We start from the raw sequence: 22,402 nt of genomic DNA, 5'->3' as shown, positions 1-22,402 counted from the left end.
CCACGTCAGGGCGTGGGGGACCTAAGTCCTCGGTCCTCCGTCCGGCCGTCTGAGACGATGAACGGGTGAATGAGATTCGGCGCGGCACGCTTCAGGAGCAGACCTTCTACGAGCAGGTCGGTGGGGAGGAGACCTTCCGCCGGCTCGTCCACCGTTTCTACGAGGGGGTCGCAGGCGATCCCGAGCTGCGGGCCATGTACCCGGAGGAGGACCTCGGTCCGGCGGAGGAGCGGCTGCGGCTGTTCCTGATCCAGTACTGGGGCGGCCCGACGACGTACGGCGAGCGGCGCGGCCACCCGCGGCTGCGCATGCGGCACGCGCCCTTCACGGTGGACCGGGCGGCGCACGACGCGTGGCTGCGGCACATGCGTGCCGCTGTGGACGAGCTGGGCCTGTCCGAGGAGCACGAGCGCACGCTGTGGAACTACCTGACGTACGCGGCGGCGTCGATGGTCAACACCCCGGACTGAGCCGCCGGGGCCCCGCCCGGCCCCGTCCCGTCCGGCCGTACGGCCCCGCTCTCGTTCCGCCCGGCCCGGTCAGGGCAGGCCCGATGACGTCGCCCGGGTTGCCCGCTTCGCCCGGTCCGCCCGCCCGTACCGGACGGTTCGACCGCTCGGAGTGCCGTATTCCGGTCGTTCGTCGCCGTATTCCGGTCACAATCCGATCAAGCTAGGTCTACAAGCGCTTACCCCGCCCCCGGCTCCTCTGACAGCATCACCGGCAGGTCTGGACAACTGCGGGGGGAGCCGCGTGGGGGGATTCACGGGATTCGTCCTGTCGCGAGCGCGCGCACACCGCTTGCTCCTGGCCGCCGCTGTGCTCTCGGTCCTGCTGACCACGGCGGTGCTGGCGACGCTCACCGCCTACTCCGGCGCGATCGGGGACGCCTCGCTGCGCCACTCGCTGCGGGATGCGCGCAACGCGGCCGCCACGACCCTCGTCGTCAAGGCCGACGTACCGCCCGCGGGCCGCGCCGCCGCCGACGCGGCCGTGCGCGCGCAGGCCCGCACCGCCTTCGACGGCCTGCCGGTGGCCGTGCGCTCCCTGACCCGCTCCGGCCCCTACGCGCTCCCGCGTTCGCTCCAGCCGCCCGCCGCGCGCTCCGGCGACCCGGACCTGACGTACTTCGCCGCCCTCGATGCCGCCCAGGTGCGGCTCGTCTCCGGCCGCCTGCCGCGCGCGACGGCGACCGGGGACCTGGAGGCCGCGCTGCCCCAGGCGGCGGCCCAGCGCCTGGGCCTGAAGCCGGGCGCCCGGCTGACCCTCGCCGACCGGCTCGACGACCACGAGGCCCACGTACGGATCACCGGGCTGTACCGGCCCGCCGGAACCGACGCGCCGTACTGGCAACTGGACGACCTGGGCGGGCGCGGCATCCGCAAGGTCGACTTCACGACGTACGGTCCCCTCCTCGCCGACGCCGGTGTCCTCACCGGCGGCCGGGTGAGCGCGGGGCAGACCGCGTGGCAGGCGTCGGCGGACTTCTCCGCGCTGACCACCGGCCGGACCGGCGCGCTGCGCGACGCGGTGCGCGCGGGCGCGGCGACCCTGAAGAAGACGACCGCGATCGGCGGCACGCCGACCGTCACGACCTCGCTGCCCGACGTCCTCGACCGGATCGACCGCTCCCTGCTGGTGGCCCGCTCGACACTGCTGATCGCCGCGCTCCAGCTGGCCCTGCTCGCCGGGTACGCGCTGCTGCTGGTGGCCCGGCTGCTGAGCAGCGAGCGCGCCGGTGAGACCAGGCTGCTGCGGGCCCGCGGCGGTTCCCGGGCCCGGCTGGCGGCGCTGGCCGCGACGGAGGCGCTGCTGCTCGCCGTACCGGCCGTGATCTGCGCTCCCCTGCTGGCCGGCCCGCTGACCCGGCTGCTGGCCGGGCACGGCGCGCTGGCCCGGATCGGGCTGCACCCGGACGTCCCGCTGACGGGCGGCCCCGGGGTGTGGCTGGTCGCGGCCGGTGTGGCGCTGGGCTGCGCGCTGGCGGTGACGCTGCCCGCCCTGACCTCGTCCCTCGCGCCCGGCCGGCGGGCCCGCGCGCTGCCCGCGCCGCTGCGGGCGGGCGCGGACGTGGGCCTGCTGGCGGTGGCCGCCGTCGCGTACTGGCAGCTGAACCAGCAGTCCTCCGGCGCGGTCGGCGACGACAGCACCGGCGCCCTCGGCATCGACCCGCTCCTCGTCACCGCGCCCGCGCTGGCGCTGCTGGCCGGAACCGTACTGACGCTGCGCCTGCTGCCGCCGGTGGCACGTCTTGCCGAGCGCCGGGCGGCCGGTGGGCGCGGGCTGCCCGCGGCGCTGGCCGGCTGGCAGTTCAGCCGCCGCCCCACGCGCGGCGCCGGACCGGTCCTGCTGCTCGTCCTGGCCATCGCGCTGGGCATGCTGGCGATCGGGCAGGGCGCCTCCTGGAACCGTTCGCAGGACGACCAGGCGGACTTCCTCGCCGGTGCGCCGGTGCGGGTGATGGGCGCCGGGGAGGGCGGCCTGGGCCGCAGCGAGCAGTACGCGGCCGTCCCCCACGTCGAGGCCGCCGCCCCCGCCGTACGCACCTCGCTGCCGATGTCCGCCGACCGCACCGGGACCGTGCTCGCCCTGGACACCACGAGCGCGGCGGGCTCCGTACTGCTGCGCGGCGACCTGGCACCACAACCGGTGCGCCCACTGCTGGCGGGACTCGCCCCGAAGGGCGCGGCGGCGGGCGTGCAGGTACCCGCGGGCACGGCCCGGCTGCGGCTGACGGCGGCCGTGCGCAGCTCTGCGGCGGAACACCCGGCCACGCCGGTGGACCTGGCGGTCACCCTCCAGGACCGCTACGGCGTCCCGTACCGCAAGGCCCTCCCCCCGCTGCCCGCCGACGGCCGCGCCCGCCCCCTCGACGTGGACCTGCCGCCCGCCGCTGGGCCCCTGACGCTCACCGGTCTCGACCTGAGCGTGCCCCAGCCCGTGGACCGGGCCGCGGAGCACCGCCTGACCCTCCTTGCGGTCGAGGCCGACGGCGGCGGGGCGGCCCGGCAACTGACGCTGCCCACCGCCTGGACGGCGGTGTCCGCCGGCGGCGCCGACGCCCTTCCCGACGGCAGCAACATTCCGGCCGCGGCCGAGGTGACCTCCGGCCGCCCGCCGACGGTCGCCTACGGCACCGGCTACGTGCCGCACCAGGACATGTGGGCGGTGGGGACGGTCATCACCGTACGGCTCCAGGTCACGCAGCCCGCGCAGCGGGAGATCGCGGCCGTGGCGACCGACCGCTTCCTGACCGCGGCGGGCGCCCACGCGGGACAGCGCATGGACGTGACCTTCGCCGGCCGCAACCTCCCGGTGCGGCTCGTCCGCGCGGTACGGGAGCTGCCGACCACGGCCGGGGCCGGCCAGAGCGCCTCCCCGGACACGGCACACGACGGCGGAGGCCTCCTCATGGACCTGCGGGCGGTGAACCGGCTGCTCCAGACGCGCTACGGCGAGAGCGCCGAACCCACCGAGTGGTGGCTGAGCGCCGACGCCCGCCACGCGAGCACCGTCGCCGCCGAGCTGCGCTCGCTGCCTGATATCGACCCCGGACAGGTCGTCGTGCGCGAGGAGATCGCCGGCCAGCTGCGCGACGACCCGTTCGGCGCCGGGCCGGCCGCAGCGTTCACCGCCGCCGCGATCGTCGCGGCGGCGCTGGCCGCGCTCGGCTTCGCGGTGAGCGCGGCCGGGGCGCTGCGCGAACGCGACGCCGAGTTCGCGGTGCTGCGCGCCCTGGGCGCACCGCGCCGCCAGCTCGCCCGGATGCTCGCCGCCGAACAGGGCGTCCTCGTCGCGCTGGCCCTGGTGGTCGGCGTGGCCCTGGGCACGGTCCTGACCCGGGCCGTGATCCCGCTGATCGTGCTGACCGGGCAGGCCACGAAACCCGTGCCGACGGTGCTGGTCCGGCTGCCGGTCGGCCAGGTGGCGCTGCTGCTGGCCGCCGTCGCCGCCGCACCGCTCGTCGTCACGGCGGTGCTGACCCTGCGCCGGGCCGACCCGGCGGTGTCCCTTCGAGACCGCGGAGGTGAGTGAGGTGAACACCGTCGCTCCCGCCTGGGTCCGGGTACGGCTGCGCACCGCGCCGGGTGCCGCCGCCGCCCTCGCCCTGCTGGTCGCGCTGACGGCGTGCCTGGCCGCCGCGTTCCCGCGCGCCCTGGACCACTACGAGGACGCCGGCCTGGGCCGGGCCGTCGAGCAGGCGACCCCGAAACGCACCACCCTGACGGTGAGCGCCCCCCAGCCCGGCCTCCAGCTCTCGGCGGCCGAGCGGGAACAGGCGCTGCTGCCGCAGGCGCTGGGCCGCCAGTTCGGCAGGGTCGTCGGCGCCGTCCCCCGGCCGCTCGTCGTCGACCGCGACCAGTCCTCGTACGGGGTGCAGAACACCGCCGACCTGACGGTGCCGGACCCGTGGATCCCGCGGCCCAGCGGCGTCCCCCCGCAGATCCGCCTCGCCGCGCAGAACGGGCTCGCCGCGCACTCCACCCTGACCACCGGACGGCTGCCCCGCGCGGCCGGCCGGGTCACCGCCGAGACGGCCGGGGTGGAGGCCGCGGTCACCGCCGAGACGGCCAGGAGCCTGCACGTCAAGGTGGGTTCGGTCATCCACGTGCCCGCCGTCTCCCGCCCTCCGCTCGCCGTCCGCGTCACCGGCATCGTCACGCCCCGCGCGCCCGAGGGCGCCTACTGGGCGACCGAGCCGCTGCTGCGCTCCCCGGCCCTGATGCGGGTACCGGGCAGCAACGACCCCTTGTACTACTGGCTCGGCACCCTGCTGCTCCCGCCGGAGGCGGCCCCGGCAATGCTGGCCACCAACGGCAGACCGGTCCGCTACTGGCAGGTGGCCCCCGACGGCGGCGCCCTGCACGCCCATGAACTCGGCCGGCTGAAGTCCGCGGTCGCCACCCTGGAGGCCGGACCGGGGCTCGGGCAGATGCGCGCGGCCACCGACCCGGCCGCGCAGGCCGCCACCGATCTCGACGACGTCCTCGCCTCCTACGACCGCCTGGCCTCGGGCGTCGGCCCGCTCGTCGCGGTCGCCGCGTTCGGCAGCGCTACCGTCGCCGCCGTCGTCCTGATGATGGCGGGCGGCCTGGCCGCCGACCGCCGCCGCACCGAACTCACCCTGCTGCGCGCCCGCGGCGCCTCCCTGCGCGGCCTGACCGGACGGCTGCTGGCCGAGACCGCGGTGGTCGCGGTGCCCGCCGGGGCGCTCGGACTCGGCGCGGCCCTGCTCGCCGTGCCCGAGGGCCGCCGCCTGCCCGCGCTGCTCGCGGCCGTCGCGGTCACGGCCCTCGCCTGCCTCGCGCTGCCGCTGCGCGCGGCGGCGGCGCACCGCACGGTCCGCCTGCACGGCCCGCGCGAGGACACGGTGTCCGTACGTCCCTCCCGGCGCCGTACGGTCGCCGAGCTGACGCTGCTGGTGATCGCCGCGGCGGCGGTGGAGGCACTGCGGCGGCGCGGGGTCTCGGGCTCCTCGGACGCCTCCGGTGACCGACTCGTCTCGCTGGCGCCCGTACTGGTGGGCGTGATCGCGGCCCTCGTGCTGGTCCGCCTGTATCCGCTTCCGCTGCGCTGGCTGATGCGCCCCGCCGGGCGGCTGCGCGGCGCGGTCGGCCATCTCTCCCTGGCCCGCGCGGGCCGTACGTCCGTCTCCGCGGTGCTGCCCCTTCTCGCCCTGCTGACCGCGCTCACCACCGCCGCGTTCGGCGGTTCCGTGCTGGCGGGGGTGGCCGACGCCCGCGACCACGCCGCGCTCATCGCCGTCGGCGCCGACGGCCGCGTCGAGGGCACCGGGATCCTGCCGGCCACGCTGCCCGAACGGGTGCGCGAGGTGCCCGGCGTGCGCGCGGTGACCGAGGCGGGCGTCAACTACGAGGCCAAGGCGGGTGACGACCTCACCCAGACGACCCTGGCGGGCGTGGTCCCCGCCGACTACGCGGCCCTGGCCCGCCGTACCGGACTCGGCGCGTTCTCCCAGGAGGAACTGCGGCGGCCCGCCGGTGACCGGCGGGACCCGCTGCCGGCGCTGGCCTCCCCGTCGGTCGCCGAGACGTACGGCACCCGGCCCTTCCCGGTCCGGCTGGACGACGGCACCTCGGTCACCGTCCGCATCGCCGTCGTCCGGGACCGGACACCGGCCGTGATCGGCACCCGCTTCCTGGTCGTGGACCGGTCCGGGCTGAGCAGCCAGGCCGCCCGCACGAGCACGCTGCTGCTGACCGGCGACCACCTGGACGCGGGCGCGCTGCGCCGGGCGGCGGGCGCGTCCGTGGGCGTGCATCTGCGGTCGGCCGAACGGGCCCGGTACGTCGACTCCCCCCTCCAGTCCGGCGCGGAGCACATCTACACGGCGGCGGTGGCGGCCGGCACCGGTTACGCGGTGCTCGCCCTGCTCCTGGCCCTGCTGCGGGCCGCGCCCGAACGCACCGCGCTGCTCGCCCGGCTGCGCACCATGGGCCTCACCCGCGCCCAGGGCCGCCTCCTGCTCGTACTGGAATCCCTTCCCCAGGCGGTGCTCGCCGCGGCGGGCGGCGCGCTGACGGGCTGGGCGACCATCCGGCTGCTGTCCCCCGGCGTCGACCTGACGACCATCGCGCTGCCCTCCAGCGCCGTCTCGGCCGGCGAGAACGTGCTGCGCACCGATCCGCTGTCCCTGGCCCTGCCGGCTGCGGGGGTCCTGCTGCTGGCGGTCGCCGTCGCCGTCGGGCAGGCGTGGTGGACGGGCCGCAGGGGCTCGGTGCGCGAGCTGCGGGCGGGGGACGCGCGATGAGCCCGTACGAGCCGCCGGGCCGCCGACGCGGACCCCGTGAACGCGGCGGCCCCGGCAGCCACCGCAACCGAAGCGGCGGCAGCAGCGGCGGCGGCCCGAGTCCCCGTGACTGCCATTGCCGCCATTGCTGCCACAGCCTCCCTAGCCTCCGTAGCAGCCGTAGCCGCCGTAGCCGCCGTGCAGGAGTCCTCCGATGACGAAGAATCCCACCCTCGCCGACCTGGCCCGGCGCGCCACCGAGGACCGCACCCGGCCCGCCTACGGCCATGACGCCCTGATCACCTGCGACCGGCTGGTGCGCATCTTCTCCGCCGACGGCGTGGAGGTGCAGGCCCTCCAGGGGCTCGACCTGCTGGTACGCCAGGGGGAGCTGATGGCTCTGGTCGGCGCGTCCGGCAGCGGCAAGTCCACCCTCATGAACATCCTCGCCGGTCTGGACACGCCCACGGCGGGCGCGGCCCGGGTCGGGGACCACGACCTGCTCGCCATGACGGCCAAGGACCGGCTGCGCTACCGCCGTGAGGTCGTCGGTTTCGTCTGGCAGCAGACCTCCCGCAACCTGCTGCCCTACCTGACCGCCGCGCAGAACGTCGCGCTGCCCATGCAGCTGTCCGGCTCCCGGGGCCGCGCCCGCCGTGCCAAGGCCGAACGCGCGCTGGAGCTCCTGGAACTGCTGGAGGTCGGCGACTGCCGCGACCGGCGCCCGCACCAGATGTCCGGCGGCCAGCAGCAGCGCGTCGCGATCGCGGTGGCCCTCGCCAACAACCCCGCGGTACTGCTCGCCGACGAGCCCACCGGTGAACTCGACTCGCAGACCGGCGAGCAGGTCTTCGCCGCCTTCCGCACCGCCAACGAACGCCTGGGCACCACCATCGTCATCGTCACCCACGACCAGGCGGTGGCCACGGAGGTCCGCCGCACGGTCGCCATCCGCGACGGCCGCACCTCCACGGAGGTGCTGCGGCGCAGCGAGGTCGACGAGGCGACGGGCGACGAGCGGGTGGTGAGCCGCGAGTACGCGATGCTGGACCGCGCCGGCCGCCTGCAACTGCCGGCCGACTACACCCAGGCCCTGGGCATGCGCGACCGCGTGGCCCTGGAACTGGAACCCGACCACATCGCGGTCCGGCCGGACGACAGCGATCGGGACTGAGACGGCGGCGGACGGGGCCGGGACGACAACGGGCCGGAGTGGTCCGGCCGCACGAGGACCGGGGCGTCCGCGGGCGTGCTCGGTGGTGGCAGGAGCCGGGACCACGACGGACGGGTCCGAACCGGCTGCGGACGGACCCGGAGCGGCTGACGTCGGGAGTTGCCCCGGGCGCGGCCGGGACCGAGGTGGCAGGGACCGGGCCGCCAGGGACGGATCCGGCCGGCGGGCGGCGGCAGCTAGCGGACGCTGACGCCCAGCGTCCCGAGGCCGGCCCGCCGTACGGCTATCGACCCGTACGGGGTGCGCAGCCGGAGCCAGGCGCCCGACGAGAACAGTGCGAGGCCGTCCGGCCCGGCGGCCGGCGCGGGCCGCAGGAAGCCGAGGGACTGCGCCGCGTGCACGGCCCGGACGGGCAGCCCGCTCTCCGCGACCGTCCGGGACCAGATCTCCCGGCCGATCCGGTCGAGTTCGCCCCGGGTCCGCCGCTCTGGAGCCAGCTCGCCCGTGCGGGTACGGAACTCGGCGACGGCCCCGGAGACCAGCGCGCGCAGGGAGTTCGCCGGGGGGAGCCCGCCCTCCGCCCGCCAGCCGCCGCGCGGGGGCAGCACGCCCGCCCACGGCGGCCCGGTCACCGCGGCCGGGACGGCGGTCGTGGCCGCCTTCTCGTCGACGGCCTCCAGGAGTTCACCCGCGGAGACGGTCACGTCGAGGGTGGCTTCGAGGCCGTCCTCGTAGGGCTTGGCCAGAGCGACCGCGCGCACCGCGAGCACCTCGAAGGAGGCCGGCCGCCCGAACACCGCCAGCGCCGTCCCCGCCGCCTGGAGGCGGACGGCGGCGGCACGGTCGTAGTGGAGCAGACGGGAGAGGAAGGCGGCGAGATCGGCCGCCTCCGTCTCGTCGGCGAGGTGGAGCACCGTCATGCGGCGACGGCCTCCTCCTCGTCCGCGTCCCGGTACTCGCGCAGGAACTCGCGCTCCTCCTCGGTGAGCCGGCGGGGCCGCTGTGCCTCGAAGTCGAACGGCACGATCACCGTGGAGGCCCGGACGTAGATCTGGTCCCCGTCCTTCACCTCGTAGCCGAGGGTGAAGGAGGCGGCCCTGATCTCGGTCACCCACAGCTCGATGTCCACCGGCGCGTGCCGGTGGACGAGCTGCCTCTTGTAGTCGATCTCGTGGCGCGCCACCACGGACCCCTGCTTGAACTGCTTGTCCGGGCGGAACAGGAAGTCGATACGGGCCTCCTCCAGGTAGCGGAGGAAGACCACGTTGTTGACGTGGCCGTACGCGTCCATGTCCGCCCAGCGCAGCGGGCAGCGGTAGATGTGCCGCAAGACCGATCAGCCCCGGGTCAGCTTCTTGTAGGTGGCCCGGTGCGGGCGGGCGGCGTCCGGGCCGAGCCGCTCGATCTTGTTCTTCTCGTACGACTCGAAGTTGCCCTCGAACCAGAACCACTTGGAGTCGCCCTCGTAGGCGAGGATGTGCGTCGCCACGCGGTCGAGGAACCAGCGGTCGTGGGAGACGACGACGGCGCAGCCGGGGAACTCGAGCAGCGCGTTCTCCAGGCTGGAGAGGGTCTCGACGTCGAGGTCGTTGGTGGGCTCGTCGAGGAGCAGCAGGTTGCCGCCCTGCTTGAGGGTGAGGGCGAGGTTGAGGCGGTTGCGCTCACCGCCGGAGAGGACCCCGGCCGGCTTCTGCTGGTCCGGGCCCTTGAAACCGAAGGCCGAGACGTACGCGCGCGAGGGCATCTCGACCTGTCCGACGTTGATGTAGTCGAGTCCGTCGGACACGACCTCCCACAGCGTCTTCTTGGGGTCGATGTTGGCGCGGGTCTGGTCGACGTAGGAGATCTTGACGGTCTCGCCGACCTTGATGTCACCGGTGTCCGGCGTCTCCAGGCCCTGGATCATCTTGAACAGGGTGGTCTTGCCGGCGCCGTTCGGGCCGATGACACCGACGATGCCGTTGCGCGGGAGGGTGAAGGACAGGCCGTCGACGAGGATCTTCTCGCCGAAGCCCTTGTGCAGGTCGTTCACCTCGACGACGACGCTGCCCAGGCGCGGGCCCGGCGGGATCTGGATCTCCTCGAAGTCCAGCTTGCGCATCTTGTCCGCCTCGGCGGCCATCTCCTCGTAGCGGGCCAGACGCGCCTTGGACTTGGCCTGGCGCCCCTTGGCGTTCGACCGCACCCACTCCAGCTCTTCCTTGAGCCGCTTCTGCCGCTTGGCGTCCTTCTGGCCCTCGACCTTCAGGCGGGCGGCCTTGGTCTCCAGGTACTTGGAGTAGTTGCCCTCGTAGCCGTGCAGGCGACCGCGGTCGACCTCGCAGATCCACCCGGCGACGTTGTCCAGGAAGTACCGGTCGTGGGTGACGGCGACGACGGTGCCCTCGTACTTGGCGAGGTGCTGCTCCAGCCAGTTCACCGACTCGGCGTCGAGGTGGTTGGTGGGCTCGTCGAGGAGCAGCAGGTCGGGGGCCTCCAGCAGCAGCTTGCACAGCGCCACCCGGCGCTTCTCGCCACCGGAGAGGTTGACCACGGGCCAGTCGCCGGGCGGGCAGCCCAGGGCGTCCATGGCCTGCTCCAGCTGGGCGTCGAGGTCCCAGGCGTTCGCGTGGTCCAGCTCCTCCTGGAGCTTGCCCATCTCTTCGAGCAGCGCGTCCGAGTAGTCGGTCGCCATCTGCTCGGCGATCTCGTTGAACCGGTCGAGCTTGCCCTTGACCTCGGCGACGCCCTCCTGGACGTTCTCCAGGACCGTCTTGTCCTCGCTCAGCGGGGGCTCCTGCAGCAGGATGCCGACGCTGTAACCGGGCGACAGGAACGCGTCCCCGTTGGAGGGCTGCTCAAGCCCCGCCATGATCTTCAGTACGGTCGACTTACCGGCACCGTTCGGGCCGACGACGCCGATCTTGGCACCCGGAAGGAAGTTCAGGGTGACGTCGTCGAGGATCACCTTGTCGCCGTGCGCTTTGCGCGCCTTGCGCATGGTGTAAATGAACTCAGCCAAGAGAAACCGTCCGGCAGCTTGAATCTGGCAGTGGGCAGATACACCCCATCTTGCCTGACCGCCACCCCTGGATGGAAACCAGTGCGGTCGCAGGGCTCTGAGCTGGTGTTTACCGGGGCCGCCTGCGACTCGCCCGGCACTGCCGGTCGCCGTCCGCCGGCCTCGGGCGCCCTTCATCGGCATGCAGGACCGGGAGGCCGCCTTCTGGGGGTCCGACTTCGACCGGCTCGGCAGGATCAAGGCGAAGTACGACCCTCGCAACGTCTTCCAGTACGACCAGAGCATCCCGCCCGCATCCTGCTGACCGAGCAGGGCCTGAGCCCCCACCCGGCAGGTGAGGGGGCTCGGCTCGCCGTACGTCCGCCCCTGGGCGGAAACCCGTCCGGTCCGGCGGCTCTGACCTGGGGTTTCGCTGCCGGCATCCGCACATGTCCGAGGGGGAGGACCCGGGGGCGACGGGTGTCCTCACCTCGTCGGACTACCGTGACACCATGGCCAGCGCACCGGAGCGCCCCCTCCTCTTCCTCGACGTCGACGGACCGCTCATCCCGTTCGGGGCGTCGTACGGTCCCCCGCAGGTGCCCGTTCCCGGCCCCTCGGCGGCCCTCGACCGGGGGAACCCGCTGCTCGATCGGCTCGATCCCGGGATCGGACCGCGCCTCATGGCCCTGGACTGCCGTCTCGTGTGGGCGACGACGTGGATGCGGGATGCGAACGAGGCCGTCGCTCCACGCCTCGGACTGCCGAAGCTCCCCCTGGTGGAGTGGCCGGACACCGGCGCCGACGACGGACCCCGCGGCCTGCACTGGAAGACGCGCCCCTTGGTCGAGTGGGCCGACGGCCGGCCGTTCATCTGGGCCGACGACGAGATCGGCGCCATGGACCACGTCTGGGTCGCCGCCCAGCACCCCGGGCCGTCGCTGCTGCACCGCGTGGACCCGGCCCGGGGACTCGTGGAAGCCGACTTCTGCGCGTTCACCGATTGGCTCGGAGCCCTTGCCGCTGGATGAGCCCGGCTCGCCGCCCGCGACACGGACGCGCCCCCGGCCGGGAGGCTGGGGTCAGCCCTGGGTGGTCTTCTTCTTGCGGACGATGCTCAGGGCCGTGGCGCCGAGGACCAGGAGGCTGAGGCCGATCGCGGCGATCAGTGGGGTGGTGTCGGTGCCGCCCGTCTCGGCGAGGTTCGTGCCGTCGGGGACCTCGCCCGCCTTGGCCGGGGCCGGGACGGGTTCGCCGAGCGTCTGGGTCTTCGTGCCGACCGCGGCGCCCTGGGTCTTGCAGTCGAGGACGCCGGTGAAACGCTGTCCCAGGCCGTCCGGGCCCGTGATCGTGAAGTCGTAGGCCTGGTCCTCCTGGAGGGGGATCGCGATCGTACGGGCCGCGGCCGCGGGGACGCTGTGGGCGGCGCCCATCAGCTCGAACGTGTATGCCTTGTCGCCCTTGTTGACCACCTTGATGTCCAGGGCGCCCTTGTCGCAGTCCTTCTGTGCCGACAGGGCCGGTATCGCGCCCTTGTCGGCCCAGGTGGCGACGGCGGTCGCGGAGACCGTCGACTCGCTGGAGCCGGCCAGGATCTGCGTCTGGCTGCGGCTGTCGGAGGTGAAGGCACGGCCGACCGGCACGGTGGTGGACGCCTGGACGGTCAGGTCCGCCGAGCCTGCCGCGTCGCCCGGTGCCGTGGAGGCACCGTCGGGGTCGGCGGCGGTCCTGGGCACGTCGAAGTACAGCCTGCTGCCGTTCTTGGCGGAGGTGACCGGCTTGCCGTCCTTCCCGACGATCCGCACGCCGCCGGTGTCCGCCAAAGAGGCCACCGTCACACTGCTCGCGTCGGTGTGGACCGTCACCGGGCCCAGCCGGTGACCGGGGCGGCCGGAGACCGCCGGCGGGTCGAGGCTGAGCGAGGCCTTCGGCTCCGCCAGGTCGCGCGCGCTCCTGTGGAGGTAGTCCGCGAGCTTCTCGGCCCGGGCGTCGGCGGCGTCGACGTGCGCGCCGTCGGAGTAGCGCCAGATGGCCACCTGGGTGCCGGCCGCGGCGTCCTGCTCGGTGAGGTTCTTGACCCCCGCCTTGCGGGCGAGTGCCGCCAGGTCGTTCACCTGCGGGTAGGAGTGCTTCAGGATCCAGCGGATCTTCCCGGCGTTCCTGTTCGTGCCGAGCGAGGTGCCGTTCCAGGGAGTCTCGTAGTACTTGGCGTCCTTCTGCGTGGGGTTGTGGATGTCGACGCAGTACGTCTGCAGCATCCCGCCGCCGTCCACGGCCATTTCGAACAGACCGGCCGAGATCTGGTGGTCACCGCCCTCGTCGTGGAGGACGGCGGCGCCGTACGTCTTCAGGCCGCCCATGGTCGCGGTGGCCCCGCCCTGGCTCTGCGGCCTCCCTACGGCGGCGGCCGGGCCGGCGGCGGCCAGCACACCGGTGGCGACGAGTCCGGACGTCAGAGCGAGGGCGGCGAGAGAGGTCGCCCCCCGCCCGCGCACGGACCGCGCGGAGTACGAAGCACACACAGAATTCCCCTTCGAGCAGGACCCGTTCACGTGGGGGTGCGGTCCCACCAGCAGAATCTCCAAGCCCAGAGAGCTACCTCGGCATCCTAAGGACCCCTCGCACCGGCACTTGCTGTCAGATCGTCAGCCGACGGATCCGAATCGGAATCGTTATCGCCGACCGTCCCTGCCACGAGCGGGGATCATCGACAAATCCGCCTCGACCGGGTGTGTCGGGCGGGAGTTGACGTACGGAGCCGTGGAGCGGGTGCGGGGCGCGGCCGGCCCGGAGGGGTCGGCCGCGCTCGGTGTCACGTCACCGCGGCCGGTTCGCGCTCCTGCCGGTTCGCCGAGGGGACGGCCGGGTCCGGCTCCGGTGTCTCCCAGGACGGTTCGGGCTGTGCCTGGGCGCCGGCCGTGCCGGGCTCGGGCCTGCCGGTCCGCCGGAACGCGGCCGTCCCCCGCCCCAGGTCGTGGCCGATCGCCACGGCGTCGATGTCGGCCGACGTCCGGCTGGTGCCGTCCCGGGTCTCCGTACGCACCTTCAGCCTGCCCTGGACGAGCACGGGGTCGCCCACGTTCAGCGACGCCACCGCGTTCGTGGCGAGCTGGCGGTTGGCCCAGACCGTGAAGAAGTTGGTGTGCCCGTCCGTCCAGGCGTTCTTCTCGCGGTCCCAGTAGCGCGAGGTGACTGCCAGCCGGAACCGCGCCGACGCCCCCGACACCGGTTCCCGGTACACCGGCTGGGTCGCCACGTTCCCGACCACGCAGACCATCGTCTCGTTCATCGTCTACCCTCCCTCGCCCGGCCGTCCGGGCCGGGCCAACACGCGTACGGGCCCGTCCCGTACGGCTGCGCCTGCCGCGCCGACCGCGTCCGTCGCGATCGCCGCGGCACCAGACTGCCGCCGTCGGGACGGGCCCGCAGAGACCTGTGGACCACCGCCCGCCTGTGGACAACTCGCTCACCCGGACAGGGGACAGGCTCCCGCCCCCGCACCGGCCCGCCGACCCGTCGGACGCCTCACCGCGTGCCCGGCACCGCTCCCGCGCCCGTCCCCGCCCCGTTCACGCGGGCGTACTGTTCCCGCACCTCCCGGTAGCGCAGCAGTTCCGCGGCCACCGGGTCCAGTACCCGGGCCCGGCCGCACCCCCCGGCCGCCTCCCGCAATCGGCGTTCCGCCTCCTGGCCGTAGCGCCGGGCCGGGCCGCGCGCCGCGATGCGGCAGCTCCACTCCACGAGCGGTCCGCCGACGATCCCGGCGATCATCAGCAGCACCGGCACCCCGAGGTCCGGCGACAGGACACCGGCGATCTGGCCGACGAGCCACAGTCCGCCGAAGACCTGAAGGACCGTCATCGAGGCCTGGGCCAGGACCGCCGCCGGCCACCAGCCCGGCCGCGGCGGGCGTCCCGGGGGCAGGCCTGCCCGCGCCGCCAGTTCGTCCAGTGCCTCGGGCAGCCCCTGCGCACCGCGCACCGCGGCCTCGCGCACCGCCTGCGCCCACGGCGCCGGCAGTCCGGCCGCGGCCCGTTCGGCCACCGTGCGCACCGCCTGTTCGACGCGCTGACGCGCCGTGGCCTCCTCGTCGGGCTGCGCGCGCACCGGCAGGCGGCCCGTGGGTGGTTCGCGCCGGTCCTGGTACCACCGCCACAGCCGCAGCCAGGGCGTGCCGCACGCGCGGCCCGCGTTGCGCAGCCAGGCACGCTCGGCCGCCTCGCCCGCGGCGACGGCGCCCACCGCGTCCGCGAGCCGGGCCGCGAACTCCTCCCGTGCCTCCTCGCTCAGCCCGGCCCGACGCCCGGTGGCGTAGACGGGCCGCAGATGGGCCGCCGCCGCGTCGACGTCGGCCGCGATGCGCCGGGCGGCGGCACCGCGCTCGGCCACGAACTGGCCGAGTGACTCCCGCAGTTCCCCGACGCCGTCCCCGGTGAGCGCGGAGAGCGCGAGTACGGTCGCGCCCGGCTCGCCGTACTCCCCGAGGGCGATGCCGTCCTCGTCGAGCAGCCGCCGCAGGTCGTCGAGGACCTGGTCGGCGGCCTCTCCGGGCAGCCGGTCGACCTGGTTGAGGACGACGAACATGACCTCGGCGTGGCCCGCCAGGGGCCGCAGGTAACGCTCGTGGAGGATGGCGTCGGCGTACTTCTCCGGGTCGACCACCCAGATGACCGCGTCGACCAGTCCGAGGATGCGGTCCACGTGCTCCCGGTGCTGTACGGCGGCCGAGTCGTGGTCGGGCAGGTCGACCAGGACGAGCCCGCGCAGCTGCGGGTCGGCGTCCGGGCCCTGGACGGGGCGTCGGCGCAGCCGGCCGGGGATGCCGAGCCGGTCGATGAGGCCGGCCGCGCCGTCGCTCCAACTGCACGCGATGGGCGCCGCGGTGGTCGGCCTGCGGACGCCGGTCTCCGAGATCGGCACGCCGGCGAGGGCGTTGAACAACTGCGACTTGCCGCTGCCGGTGGCGCCCGCGATGGCGACGACGGTGTGCTGCCCGGACAGCCGGCGGCGCGCCGCCGCCTCGTCGAGGACACGTCCCGCCTCGGCGAGGGTGCGGTTGTCCAGCCGGGCGCGGGAGAGCCCGACGAGTTCGCGCAGCGCGTCCAGCCGGGAGCGCAGCGGTCCGTCGTAGGCGAGCGGCGGCACGGGCAGCGACCGCGCGGGGCGGAGTTCCACAGGGGCGAGTTCGGCGGCGCTCGTGCCGGTCTCGGTGACGCGGCGGGCGATCAGCCCGTCGTCCCAGGCGCCGTCGGCTCCGCCACGGCCGGGGGCGTCGTCGTCCCTCACGCGCGCGTGCCGGTCGGTGGGGCGGTCGGCGAGAGGGTCCGCCCGGTCGTGCCGGTCGCCGTACCGGTCGCCCTGCCGGTCCGCGTGCTTCACGAGCGCGCTGCCGGAAGCCTCCCGGTCCGCGGGGCTCCTGCCACCCCTGCCGTCCCTGGCGTCCCTGCCGTCCCCGGCACTCCTGGGATCTCCAAGGTCTCTGACGTCTCTGGGATCCCTGCTGCCGCTGCCGGCCCTCTGCTCCCCCGGGCCCCTTCTCGGCCGGCCGTCCACCGGGTCCGAGCCCTCCACCTCGGCGGAGACCGCGCCCTCCGTGCGCTCCGCGCGCCCTGGGCGATCCCTGTGCGCGGCGTCTTCCGTTCGGTCCTGGTCAGTGACGGCGGTCACCGGTCACCTCTCCTTCAGCAGTACGGACAGCGAGGCGATGAGTTCGGCCTGGGGCTCGGGATGCACGTCCAGGGCGTCGAGCGGGGCCAGCCGCCGCTCCCGCTCGGCGTTCATCACCCGGTCCAGGTAGTCGGCGAGCAGCCGCCCGGCGCGGTCGCGCAGCCGCAGGGCGCCGTGCGCGCCGATCCGTTCGGCGAGCCCCTCCCCCGCGGACCGCCCCCGGCGGCCTCCCAGCAGCCCGGTGGCGGCCAGGGCGGCGACGGCCTCGGGGTCCGGCGCGACGCTGCGGTCCAGTTCGCGTACCTCGTCCTCGGCGTACTCCTCCAGCTCCCGTCGCCAGCGCCGTACCGCCAGCCCGATGCGGTGCTCGGCGCTCTCCACGGCGGGGACGTGGTCGCCGAGCCCCGGGGCCGCCGCGGCCGGCTCGCGCCGCCAGGCGTCGTCGATGCGCTCGTCGGCGGCGGTCACGGCGCACAGCAGCAGCGCGCAGAGGCTTTCCACCAGCGCGTCGAGCAGTTCGCCCGCGGTGCAGTCCAGGGGGTAGGCACGCCAGCGTTTCAGGGCGTCCCCGGCGAGCACGGCCCCTGCCTGCAGGCGGCCCCGCACGCGTGCGTGCTCGCCGTCGTAGGCGCCGTCCACGGCCGAGATGAGCCGCAGGGCGGCCGAGTGCTGCGCGGCGGCGGCGCCTGCCAGCTCGGGCATCCGGGACTTGAGCGAGTCGAGCAGGCCGTGGGCCGTGCGGGCCATGGCGTGCCGGCGGGCCGCGGGGTCCTGGGCCTGGTGGACGAGCCAGGTCCGCAGCGGGGCCACGGCGGTGGCGGGCAGCAGCCCGCCGCCCCAGGCCGACTCGGGCAGTTCGGGCACCGTGAACCGGGGTACGTCGCCGAGGCCGGCCTTGGCGAGCAGTGCCCCGTACTGCCGGGAGACCTCGGAGACGACCTGGTGCGGCACCCGGTCCAGCACGGTCACGAGCGTCGCGTCGTACTCCTTGGCGGTACGCAGCAGGTGCCAGGGGACGGCGTCGGCGTAGCGCGCGGCCGTGGTGACCATGACCCAGATGTCGGCGGCGCAGATCAGCTCGGCGGCGAGGGCGCGGTTCTCGGCGATCAGGGAGTCGATGTCCGGCGCGTCGAGCAGGGCGAGGCCGCAGGGCACGGTCTCCACGGTCTCCACGCGCAGCACGCGCGCCGGCTCGTCGTCGGACGCCTGCGGTTCGAGCGGTTCGTCGCCGGCCGCTCCGGTTCCGGGTTCCTGCCGTGGCACCCACACGCGCGCGAGGTCGGGCAGGACGCGCATGCCGCTGAACCAGTGGTGGTCCTCCGGATGACACACCAGTACGGGGGTCCTGGTCGTCGGCCGCAGGACTCCCGCCTCACTGACCCGCCGTCCGACGAGGGAGTTGACGAGCGTGGACTTGCCCGCCCCGGTGGATCCCCCGACGACGGCGAGCAGCGGCGCGTCCGGCTCCTTGAGCCGTGGCACCAGGTAGTCGTCGAGCTGGGCGAGCAGTTCGTCGCGGTTGGACCGCGCGCGGGGGGCGCCCGCGAGCGGCAGCGGGAAGCGTGCGGCGGCGACACGGTCGCGCAGGGCGGAGAGTGCTTCGAGCAGCTGAGGCCGTACGTCCAAGGTCACCACATGCGAAGAATGCCCAATTTTAGGGGAATTCTGAAGCATATGAGCATGTCTGCGCGCCGACGGAACACAAGGGATGGAACGGACGACTGGGACGAGGGCGCAGTCCAGGCATAACGAGTGCACAACACCCGGCGCCCGAGCCACCAAAAGCGGTGCACGATTCTTACCTGCCTGCGATTATCAGGACCGCTTCACCGAACCTCCACATCGAGCCACGGAGGCGAAGCAGCAGGGGCAAGGACGCGGGAGCCCTATCCTTGTCCCCGGTGATGTCTCGGAACGGCCCGTACCGGGGCGGCACCACGACAGAGGCCACCACACCAGGCCCCCGTAGCTCAGTGGATAGAGCAGGCGCCTTCTAAGCGCTTGGCCGCAGGTTCGAGTCCTGCCGGGGGCGCACACACCTTCTGACCAGCGGAAACGCTGGTCTTCTTTCGTTCTGGCCCGATGCACATCGCTCCGAGGCCAAGCGCCTTGACCGTCCACGATCGTGGGCACCATAGTCGAGGCATGGCAGATGAGCGGTACAACATCGGGCCCATGGCTGCCTCATGGCTGCGCGCCCTGCGGTCCGAAGCGAAGTCCGAAAACACCATCCGGATCTACGGCAACGCGACGAGACAGTTCGCCGCGTTCCTGCTCGACCAGGACGAGGGCTATCGGCCCGTCGCGGACGACGAGGGCATCCCCGGCCGGCCCGCCCCGACCGACCTCGACGAGGTGCACCGCGAGCACGTGCAGGCGTACATCGCCCACACGATCAGGCGCACCTCGGCGGCGAACGCGCACCAGCACTTCCGCGCATTGAAAACGTTCTTCAACTGGCTGATGGACGAGGAAGAGATCGACCGCACCCCCATGCGGACGATGAAACCGCCGACGGTCGTCGAGCCCGAGGTGCCCGTCATCGCCGACGACGACCTCGTGAAGCTGTTCAAGACGTGCAAGGGCAAGACGTACGCCGAGCGACGAGACACGGCACTCTTGCTGTTGTTCCTCGACACGGGCGTGCGGCTGTCCGAGGCGACCGACCGCAAGGTCGCCGACCTCGACCTCGACTTGATGGTGCTGCGTGTCCTCGGCAAAAAGGGCAAGTGGCGGTCGGTGCCGTTCGGCCGCGCTACGGCAACGGCTTTCGACCGGTACCTGCGCGCGGCAGCGAAGCACAAGGGCAAGCCGCTCGAAGAGGACATGTGGCTGTGGTGGGGCGACCAACCGGCGCACAAGCACCACAGGTTGACCGTCTGGGGCGTGGGGAAGGTCGTCAAGCGGCGGTGCGCCGAGGCTGGTATCGCCCCGATCCATCCTCACCAGTTCCGGCACACGTTCGCGCACCTGTGGAAGGTGCAGGGCGGCAACGAGGACGACCTGATGCGTATCACGGGTTGGACGTCCCGACAGATGCTGTCGCGCTACGCGGCGTCGGCCGGCGCCGAGCGTGCCCGTGCCGCTCACGCGAAGTTCAGCCCGGCCGACAGGATCGCCTGAACAGACCTGCGCCCCGGTGCCCGGCTCGTCGGTGAGAGTCGGATTCCGGGGCGTTCGCGTGCGGTCCGGTGGGGGGTTACTGGACTCGCCGCACCTCAAGGTTCCCGACGAGCTGCGGCTCGTGGACGCAGAGGAGCGCGAGGGCCGCAGCTTCGTCTATCTGCTGGGGATCGTGGGCAAGTCGCACGTACGTCTCGAAGCAGCGATACATCATGGGCGTACCGCGGTCGAGTTCGGCCTGTTCGACTCGCACATCTGTCAACGTGACCCCCTGTTCCCGCCGGTTCGGAGCAGCATAAATCGAACCGGCGTTCGACACGCGCGAGGTGAGATCACTCTACGACGCGAGGGTCCGTTCGCACAGCGCGTATCAACTGCAACAGTGGGTGACTCCGTGACCAATCAGCGACGGTCTAAACATGCTTCGACCGAGCTGTCACAGAAGCAGTACGTGCCGGGTACAAGGTGTTCGTGCGCTCGAACGCTTACGCCTCGCGCTCCCAGCGCTCCGCGACCGCCTGCGCCTTGTCCGTCGAGGCATCGGCGCCGATGATCTTAATCAGCTTGGCCGGCGCCCCCTTGGTCAACTCGACCTCGGTGTAACCGATCACCTGCAGATGCGCGGCGGCGGCGACGATCTCTCGGTCGATGCCGAGGCCGGCCGCGATGGCAGACACGAGCTGTGGCGTGATGTTGTACCCCTGCCCGCCGATGATCTTGCCGACGAGGCTCTTACTCGGGGTCCAGTCGGATTCGGCGTCCACGGCTGCGGCAGCGAACTCCCTCGTCGACATCCGCCGGCCCTCGCCGACGTGCGCCTTCACGAGTTCCGTGAGCGCGTTCCGCTGCTGCGGCATCCCTCCGCCTCTCTAGCCTCATCAGTCCACACCCGAATCCGGGCATGCGTACGAAATCGCAGGTCAGGGCGTACAACCTTTTTCGACTGCGAGACATTGTCCACGATCGGGGGCAGGCATGGGGCGCCGGGGGCAAGGAAGGGCCGATTCTTAACCCCCTCATAAGGTGCCCACGATCGTGGACACCGCATGAACGGTGTGCTTCACTGGTCCTGTCCACGAACGTGGGCAGCTAAGCGGAGGCGCATTCATGACCCATGCCCGACTCGTTCTGACCGACAGCGACGTGCTGCGCGGGCTGATGACTTGGGCGCCGGGCGGTAGCTCGGTGGATATCCGGAAGCTCGCAGACGCCGTCGGCGTCTCGAAGAGCAAGATCGGCGCGCTGCTGTCCGGCGAACGACCTTCAGTCACAGAGGACGTTGCCGACCGCATATGCGAGGCGCTCGACGTACGTCGGGACGCTCTTTTTTACGACCCACTGCCCACGCCCATGGGCGTGGGCAGCCATCGACAGGAAGGGGCAGAACGTGAACACGAGCGAGCGGTCGCAACAGATGAGGTTCGCGGCTCACATGAGTTGGGCGAACACGACGGACCGGTCGGCCCGTACCGCCGCCGCGCGTAGGGCATCGCACCACACGCGGTTCCTCGACCAGGCGCGCGAACTGCACCCCGACGCGAGCGAGCAGCAGATCGAGCAGATCGCCGAGTCGCTGCGCAAGGCGCATTACACCGCGCTCGCCCTCAAGTCGGCGGCTGCCCGCCGCGCGAAGCGGGACGCGACGCAGGCGAGGAAGCGGGCCACGGCGCAGCAGCAGCTCGCGCAGTACCGCACCGGCTCGGCCGCCGCCTGACAGACCCCCGGACGCGAGTCGGGGCCGACCCGGACCGGCATCCGGAACGACCCCTGTCGGCTCGCTCCCCACTCAACACAGAAAGCGAGGCACGTGCCTTGAGCGCACAGCCTATCCCCCTGCGTTCGGCGAAGGCGCCGACGATCGACCCGCAGCTCGCGGCGGTCGAGGCGGCGATCGACTACCTGATGCTGCCGACCGTCCGGCCGCCGCTGCTGCGCGAGGACGGCATACACGTCGTCGTCGCCGACGGCGAGCAGTTCGCCGCGTGGGTGTTCGCCCTCGGCGGCGACGTCAACCGGGCGCCCGCCCTCGACGGCGCGTCGCTGTGGACGCTGCGCACCGAGACGCCGGCCCGCGGCGACGGCTCGACCGTCCGGATCCGCGTTCACGTCGCCCTCGTGCACGACGAGTTCGTGCCCGCGCAGTTCCGCGGCGAGGTGTCGGCATGACGAACCCGACCGTCGAGCGAGCGGCCCGCATCATCGCCGCGGCGATCGTGCACGGCACCTCGCCCGACCCCGCCCTCGACGCCGCGCAGGCGCTCGACGACGCGCGGCTGCTCGTACCGGCGCCCGACCCGTTCGCGACGCCCGGCCGCAACCGGCCCGGCCCGAGTCCGGCCGCCGTCGCCGCCCTCGCCGCCTGCGGGAAGGCGAAGCAGGCCGCCGACACCGCGCGGGCGCAGACCGAGGGCATGCCCGGCAAGCCCAACGTGTCCGCGGCCGGCGGCGAGGTGACGTTCGTCGTCCACCCGCAGTCGCTCGCCGACTGGAAGCAGTGGATGCACGCCCTCGGCGTCGGCGACGCCCGCGGCGACTCGACCGGCGTCGCGATGGTCGTCCGCTGCACGTACGGCGGTGTCCGCGCCCGCCTCGTCGGGGTCGGCGTGCCCGGCCTGTACGGCGAGATGCACGACCGCCTCGGCTACCGGACGGCGGTCCGCTCGTGAGCGTGCTCGACGTCCTCGGGGTGCTGCTCGTCGGCGCCGTC

General features: G+C 73.4%; 20 protein-coding genes and 1 tRNA gene. 12 read left to right on the top strand and 9 right to left on the bottom strand.

Translation table 11 applies throughout. From position 1 onward, the window contains the following. Positions 1–65 precede the first annotated feature (65 nt). The 4 genes from ACFC02_RS06555 to ACFC02_RS06540 all read left to right on the top strand — a co-directional run bounded on the left by ACFC02_RS06555 (position 66) and on the right by ACFC02_RS06540 (position 7,925). The gene (locus tag ACFC02_RS06555) at positions 66–470 is read left to right on the top strand and encodes a globin (protein WP_376353093.1); all 405 of its coding nucleotides are present in this window, start codon (positions 66–68) and stop codon (positions 468–470) included. Between the two features lie 283 nt (positions 471–753). Next, positions 754–4,035, top strand: a complete 3,282-nt coding sequence (locus ACFC02_RS06550; protein ID WP_376353090.1) for an FtsX-like permease family protein — start codon at positions 754–756, stop codon at positions 4,033–4,035. A 1-nt stretch (position 4,036) separates the two neighbouring features. After that, a complete protein-coding gene (locus ACFC02_RS06545) occupies positions 4,037–6,772 on the top strand; it encodes an FtsX-like permease family protein (protein ID WP_376353087.1) in 2,736 nt (911 codons plus the stop codon). 193 nt (positions 6,773–6,965) lie between these two features. Next, a complete protein-coding gene (locus tag ACFC02_RS06540; RefSeq protein WP_376353084.1) occupies positions 6,966–7,925 on the top strand; it encodes an ABC transporter ATP-binding protein in 960 nt (319 codons plus the stop codon). 236 nt (positions 7,926–8,161) lie between these two features. On the opposite strand, the gene ACFC02_RS06535 is transcribed toward ACFC02_RS06540, so the two are convergent. Genes ACFC02_RS06535 through ettA form a run of 3 tightly spaced genes read right to left on the bottom strand, consistent with a single transcriptional unit; the run spans position 8,162 to position 10,926 of the window. Next, on the bottom strand, positions 8,162–8,845 hold the full coding sequence (locus tag ACFC02_RS06535) for a hypothetical protein (RefSeq protein ID WP_376353081.1): 684 nt from the start codon (positions 8,843–8,845) through the stop codon (positions 8,162–8,164). Next, complete coding sequence (locus ACFC02_RS06530; protein WP_376353079.1) at positions 8,842–9,255, bottom strand: acyl-CoA thioesterase; 414 nt, start codon at positions 9,253–9,255, stop codon at positions 8,842–8,844. Before ACFC02_RS06530 ends, ACFC02_RS06535 begins: the two co-directional genes overlap by 4 nt. 6 nt (positions 9,256–9,261) lie before the next feature. Further along, positions 9,262–10,926, bottom strand: coding sequence for an energy-dependent translational throttle protein EttA (gene ettA / locus ACFC02_RS06525; RefSeq protein WP_376353077.1), 1,665 nt, complete (start codon positions 10,924–10,926; stop codon positions 9,262–9,264). Positions 10,927–11,107: 181 nt separating this feature from the next. Between ettA and ACFC02_RS06520 the strand changes: the two genes are divergently transcribed. Beyond that, a complete protein-coding gene (locus ACFC02_RS06520; protein ID WP_376353074.1) occupies positions 11,108–11,230 on the top strand; it encodes a BBE domain-containing protein in 123 nt (40 codons plus the stop codon). A gap of 187 nt (positions 11,231–11,417) precedes the next feature. Beyond that, the gene (locus ACFC02_RS06515) at positions 11,418–11,936 is read left to right on the top strand and encodes a hypothetical protein (protein ID WP_376353071.1); all 519 of its coding nucleotides are present in this window, start codon (positions 11,418–11,420) and stop codon (positions 11,934–11,936) included. 51 nt (positions 11,937–11,987) lie between these two features. On the opposite strand, the gene ACFC02_RS06510 is transcribed toward ACFC02_RS06515, so the two are convergent. The 4 genes from ACFC02_RS06510 to ACFC02_RS06495 all read right to left on the bottom strand — a co-directional run bounded on the left by ACFC02_RS06510 (position 11,988) and on the right by ACFC02_RS06495 (position 18,207). Beyond that, positions 11,988–13,400, bottom strand: a complete 1,413-nt coding sequence (locus tag ACFC02_RS06510; protein WP_376353068.1) for a Cys-Gln thioester bond-forming surface protein — start codon at positions 13,398–13,400, stop codon at positions 11,988–11,990. Positions 13,401–13,717: 317 nt separating this feature from the next. Continuing rightward, the gene (locus ACFC02_RS06505; protein ID WP_376353065.1) at positions 13,718–14,194 is read right to left on the bottom strand and encodes a single-stranded DNA-binding protein; all 477 of its coding nucleotides are present in this window, start codon (positions 14,192–14,194) and stop codon (positions 13,718–13,720) included. 236 nt (positions 14,195–14,430) lie between these two features. Beyond that, complete coding sequence (locus ACFC02_RS06500; protein ID WP_376353063.1) at positions 14,431–16,572, bottom strand: GTPase; 2,142 nt, start codon at positions 16,570–16,572, stop codon at positions 14,431–14,433. Positions 16,573–16,575: 3 nt separating this feature from the next. Beyond that, positions 16,576–18,207, bottom strand: a complete 1,632-nt coding sequence (locus ACFC02_RS06495) for a dynamin family protein (protein ID WP_376353060.1) — start codon at positions 18,205–18,207, stop codon at positions 16,576–16,578. Positions 18,208–18,531: 324 nt separating this feature from the next. Between ACFC02_RS06495 and ACFC02_RS06490 the strand changes: the two genes are divergently transcribed. Both ACFC02_RS06490 and ACFC02_RS06485 read left to right on the top strand, forming a co-directional pair. Beyond that, a tRNA-Arg gene (locus tag ACFC02_RS06490) sits at positions 18,532–18,604 on the top strand. A 113-nt stretch (positions 18,605–18,717) separates the two neighbouring features. Then, positions 18,718–19,695 (top strand): tyrosine-type recombinase/integrase, encoded by a 978-nt coding sequence (locus ACFC02_RS06485; RefSeq protein ID WP_376353057.1) that lies wholly within the window; start codon positions 18,718–18,720, stop codon positions 19,693–19,695. A gap of 76 nt (positions 19,696–19,771) precedes the next feature. Here ACFC02_RS06485 and ACFC02_RS06480 read toward each other — a convergent pair whose 3' ends face one another. After that, positions 19,772–19,957 carry a hypothetical protein gene (locus ACFC02_RS06480; protein WP_376353054.1) on the bottom strand — a complete coding sequence of 62 codons (186 nt, stop codon included), beginning with the start codon at positions 19,955–19,957 and terminating at the stop codon, positions 19,772–19,774. 223 nt (positions 19,958–20,180) lie between these two features. Beyond that, positions 20,181–20,552 carry a hypothetical protein gene (locus ACFC02_RS06475; RefSeq protein WP_376353051.1) on the bottom strand — a complete coding sequence of 124 codons (372 nt, stop codon included), beginning with the start codon at positions 20,550–20,552 and terminating at the stop codon, positions 20,181–20,183. Between the two features lie 250 nt (positions 20,553–20,802). Here ACFC02_RS06475 and ACFC02_RS06470 point away from each other — a divergent pair, with 250 nt between their 5' ends. The 4 genes from ACFC02_RS06470 to ACFC02_RS06455 all read left to right on the top strand — a co-directional run bounded on the left by ACFC02_RS06470 (position 20,803) and on the right by ACFC02_RS06455 (position 22,361). Further along, positions 20,803–21,180 (top strand): helix-turn-helix domain-containing protein, encoded by a 378-nt coding sequence (locus ACFC02_RS06470; RefSeq protein ID WP_376353049.1) that lies wholly within the window; start codon positions 20,803–20,805, stop codon positions 21,178–21,180. Further along, the gene (locus tag ACFC02_RS06465) at positions 21,128–21,409 is read left to right on the top strand and encodes a hypothetical protein (RefSeq protein WP_376353047.1); all 282 of its coding nucleotides are present in this window, start codon (positions 21,128–21,130) and stop codon (positions 21,407–21,409) included. Before ACFC02_RS06470 ends, ACFC02_RS06465 begins: the two co-directional genes overlap by 53 nt. Before the next feature lie 98 nt (positions 21,410–21,507). After that, positions 21,508–21,861, top strand: coding sequence for a hypothetical protein (locus ACFC02_RS06460; RefSeq protein ID WP_376353044.1), 354 nt, complete (start codon positions 21,508–21,510; stop codon positions 21,859–21,861). Further along, positions 21,858–22,361: a hypothetical protein gene (locus ACFC02_RS06455; protein WP_376353041.1), complete on the top strand. Its 504-nt coding sequence runs from the start codon at positions 21,858–21,860 to the stop codon at positions 22,359–22,361. Before ACFC02_RS06460 ends, ACFC02_RS06455 begins: the two co-directional genes overlap by 4 nt. The last annotated feature ends 41 nt before the right edge of the window (positions 22,362–22,402 follow it).

It is taken from the genome of Streptomyces sp. NPDC056160, assembly GCF_042268205.1.
Taxonomy (GTDB): domain Bacteria; phylum Actinomycetota; class Actinomycetes; order Streptomycetales; family Streptomycetaceae; genus Streptomyces.
The sequence above is the reverse complement of the archived record's forward strand: the minus strand, read 5'-3'. Positions and strand labels throughout refer to the sequence as shown.

Excerpts from the sequence above, each read along its gene's own strand:
- ACFC02_RS06485 (WP_376353057.1), top strand. The coding sequence starts at position 18,718 with ATGGCAGATGAGCGGTACAACATCGGGCCCATGGCTGCCTCATGGCTG.
- ACFC02_RS06470 (WP_376353049.1), top strand. The coding sequence starts at position 20,803 with ATGACCCATGCCCGACTCGTTCTGACCGACAGCGACGTGCTGCGCGGG.
- ACFC02_RS06475 (WP_376353051.1), bottom strand. The coding sequence starts at position 20,552 with ATGCCGCAGCAGCGGAACGCGCTCACGGAACTCGTGAAGGCGCACGTC.
- ACFC02_RS06515 (WP_376353071.1), top strand. The coding sequence starts at position 11,418 with ATGGCCAGCGCACCGGAGCGCCCCCTCCTCTTCCTCGACGTCGACGGA.
- ACFC02_RS06455 (WP_376353041.1), top strand. The coding sequence starts at position 21,858 with ATGACGAACCCGACCGTCGAGCGAGCGGCCCGCATCATCGCCGCGGCG.
- ACFC02_RS06540 (WP_376353084.1), top strand. The coding sequence starts at position 6,966 with ATGACGAAGAATCCCACCCTCGCCGACCTGGCCCGGCGCGCCACCGAG.
- ACFC02_RS06535 (WP_376353081.1), bottom strand. The coding sequence starts at position 8,845 with ATGACGGTGCTCCACCTCGCCGACGAGACGGAGGCGGCCGATCTCGCC.
- ACFC02_RS06520 (WP_376353074.1), top strand. The coding sequence starts at position 11,108 with ATGCAGGACCGGGAGGCCGCCTTCTGGGGGTCCGACTTCGACCGGCTC.
- ACFC02_RS06465 (WP_376353047.1), top strand. The coding sequence starts at position 21,128 with ATGAGTTGGGCGAACACGACGGACCGGTCGGCCCGTACCGCCGCCGCG.
- ACFC02_RS06505 (WP_376353065.1), bottom strand. The coding sequence starts at position 14,194 with ATGAACGAGACGATGGTCTGCGTGGTCGGGAACGTGGCGACCCAGCCG.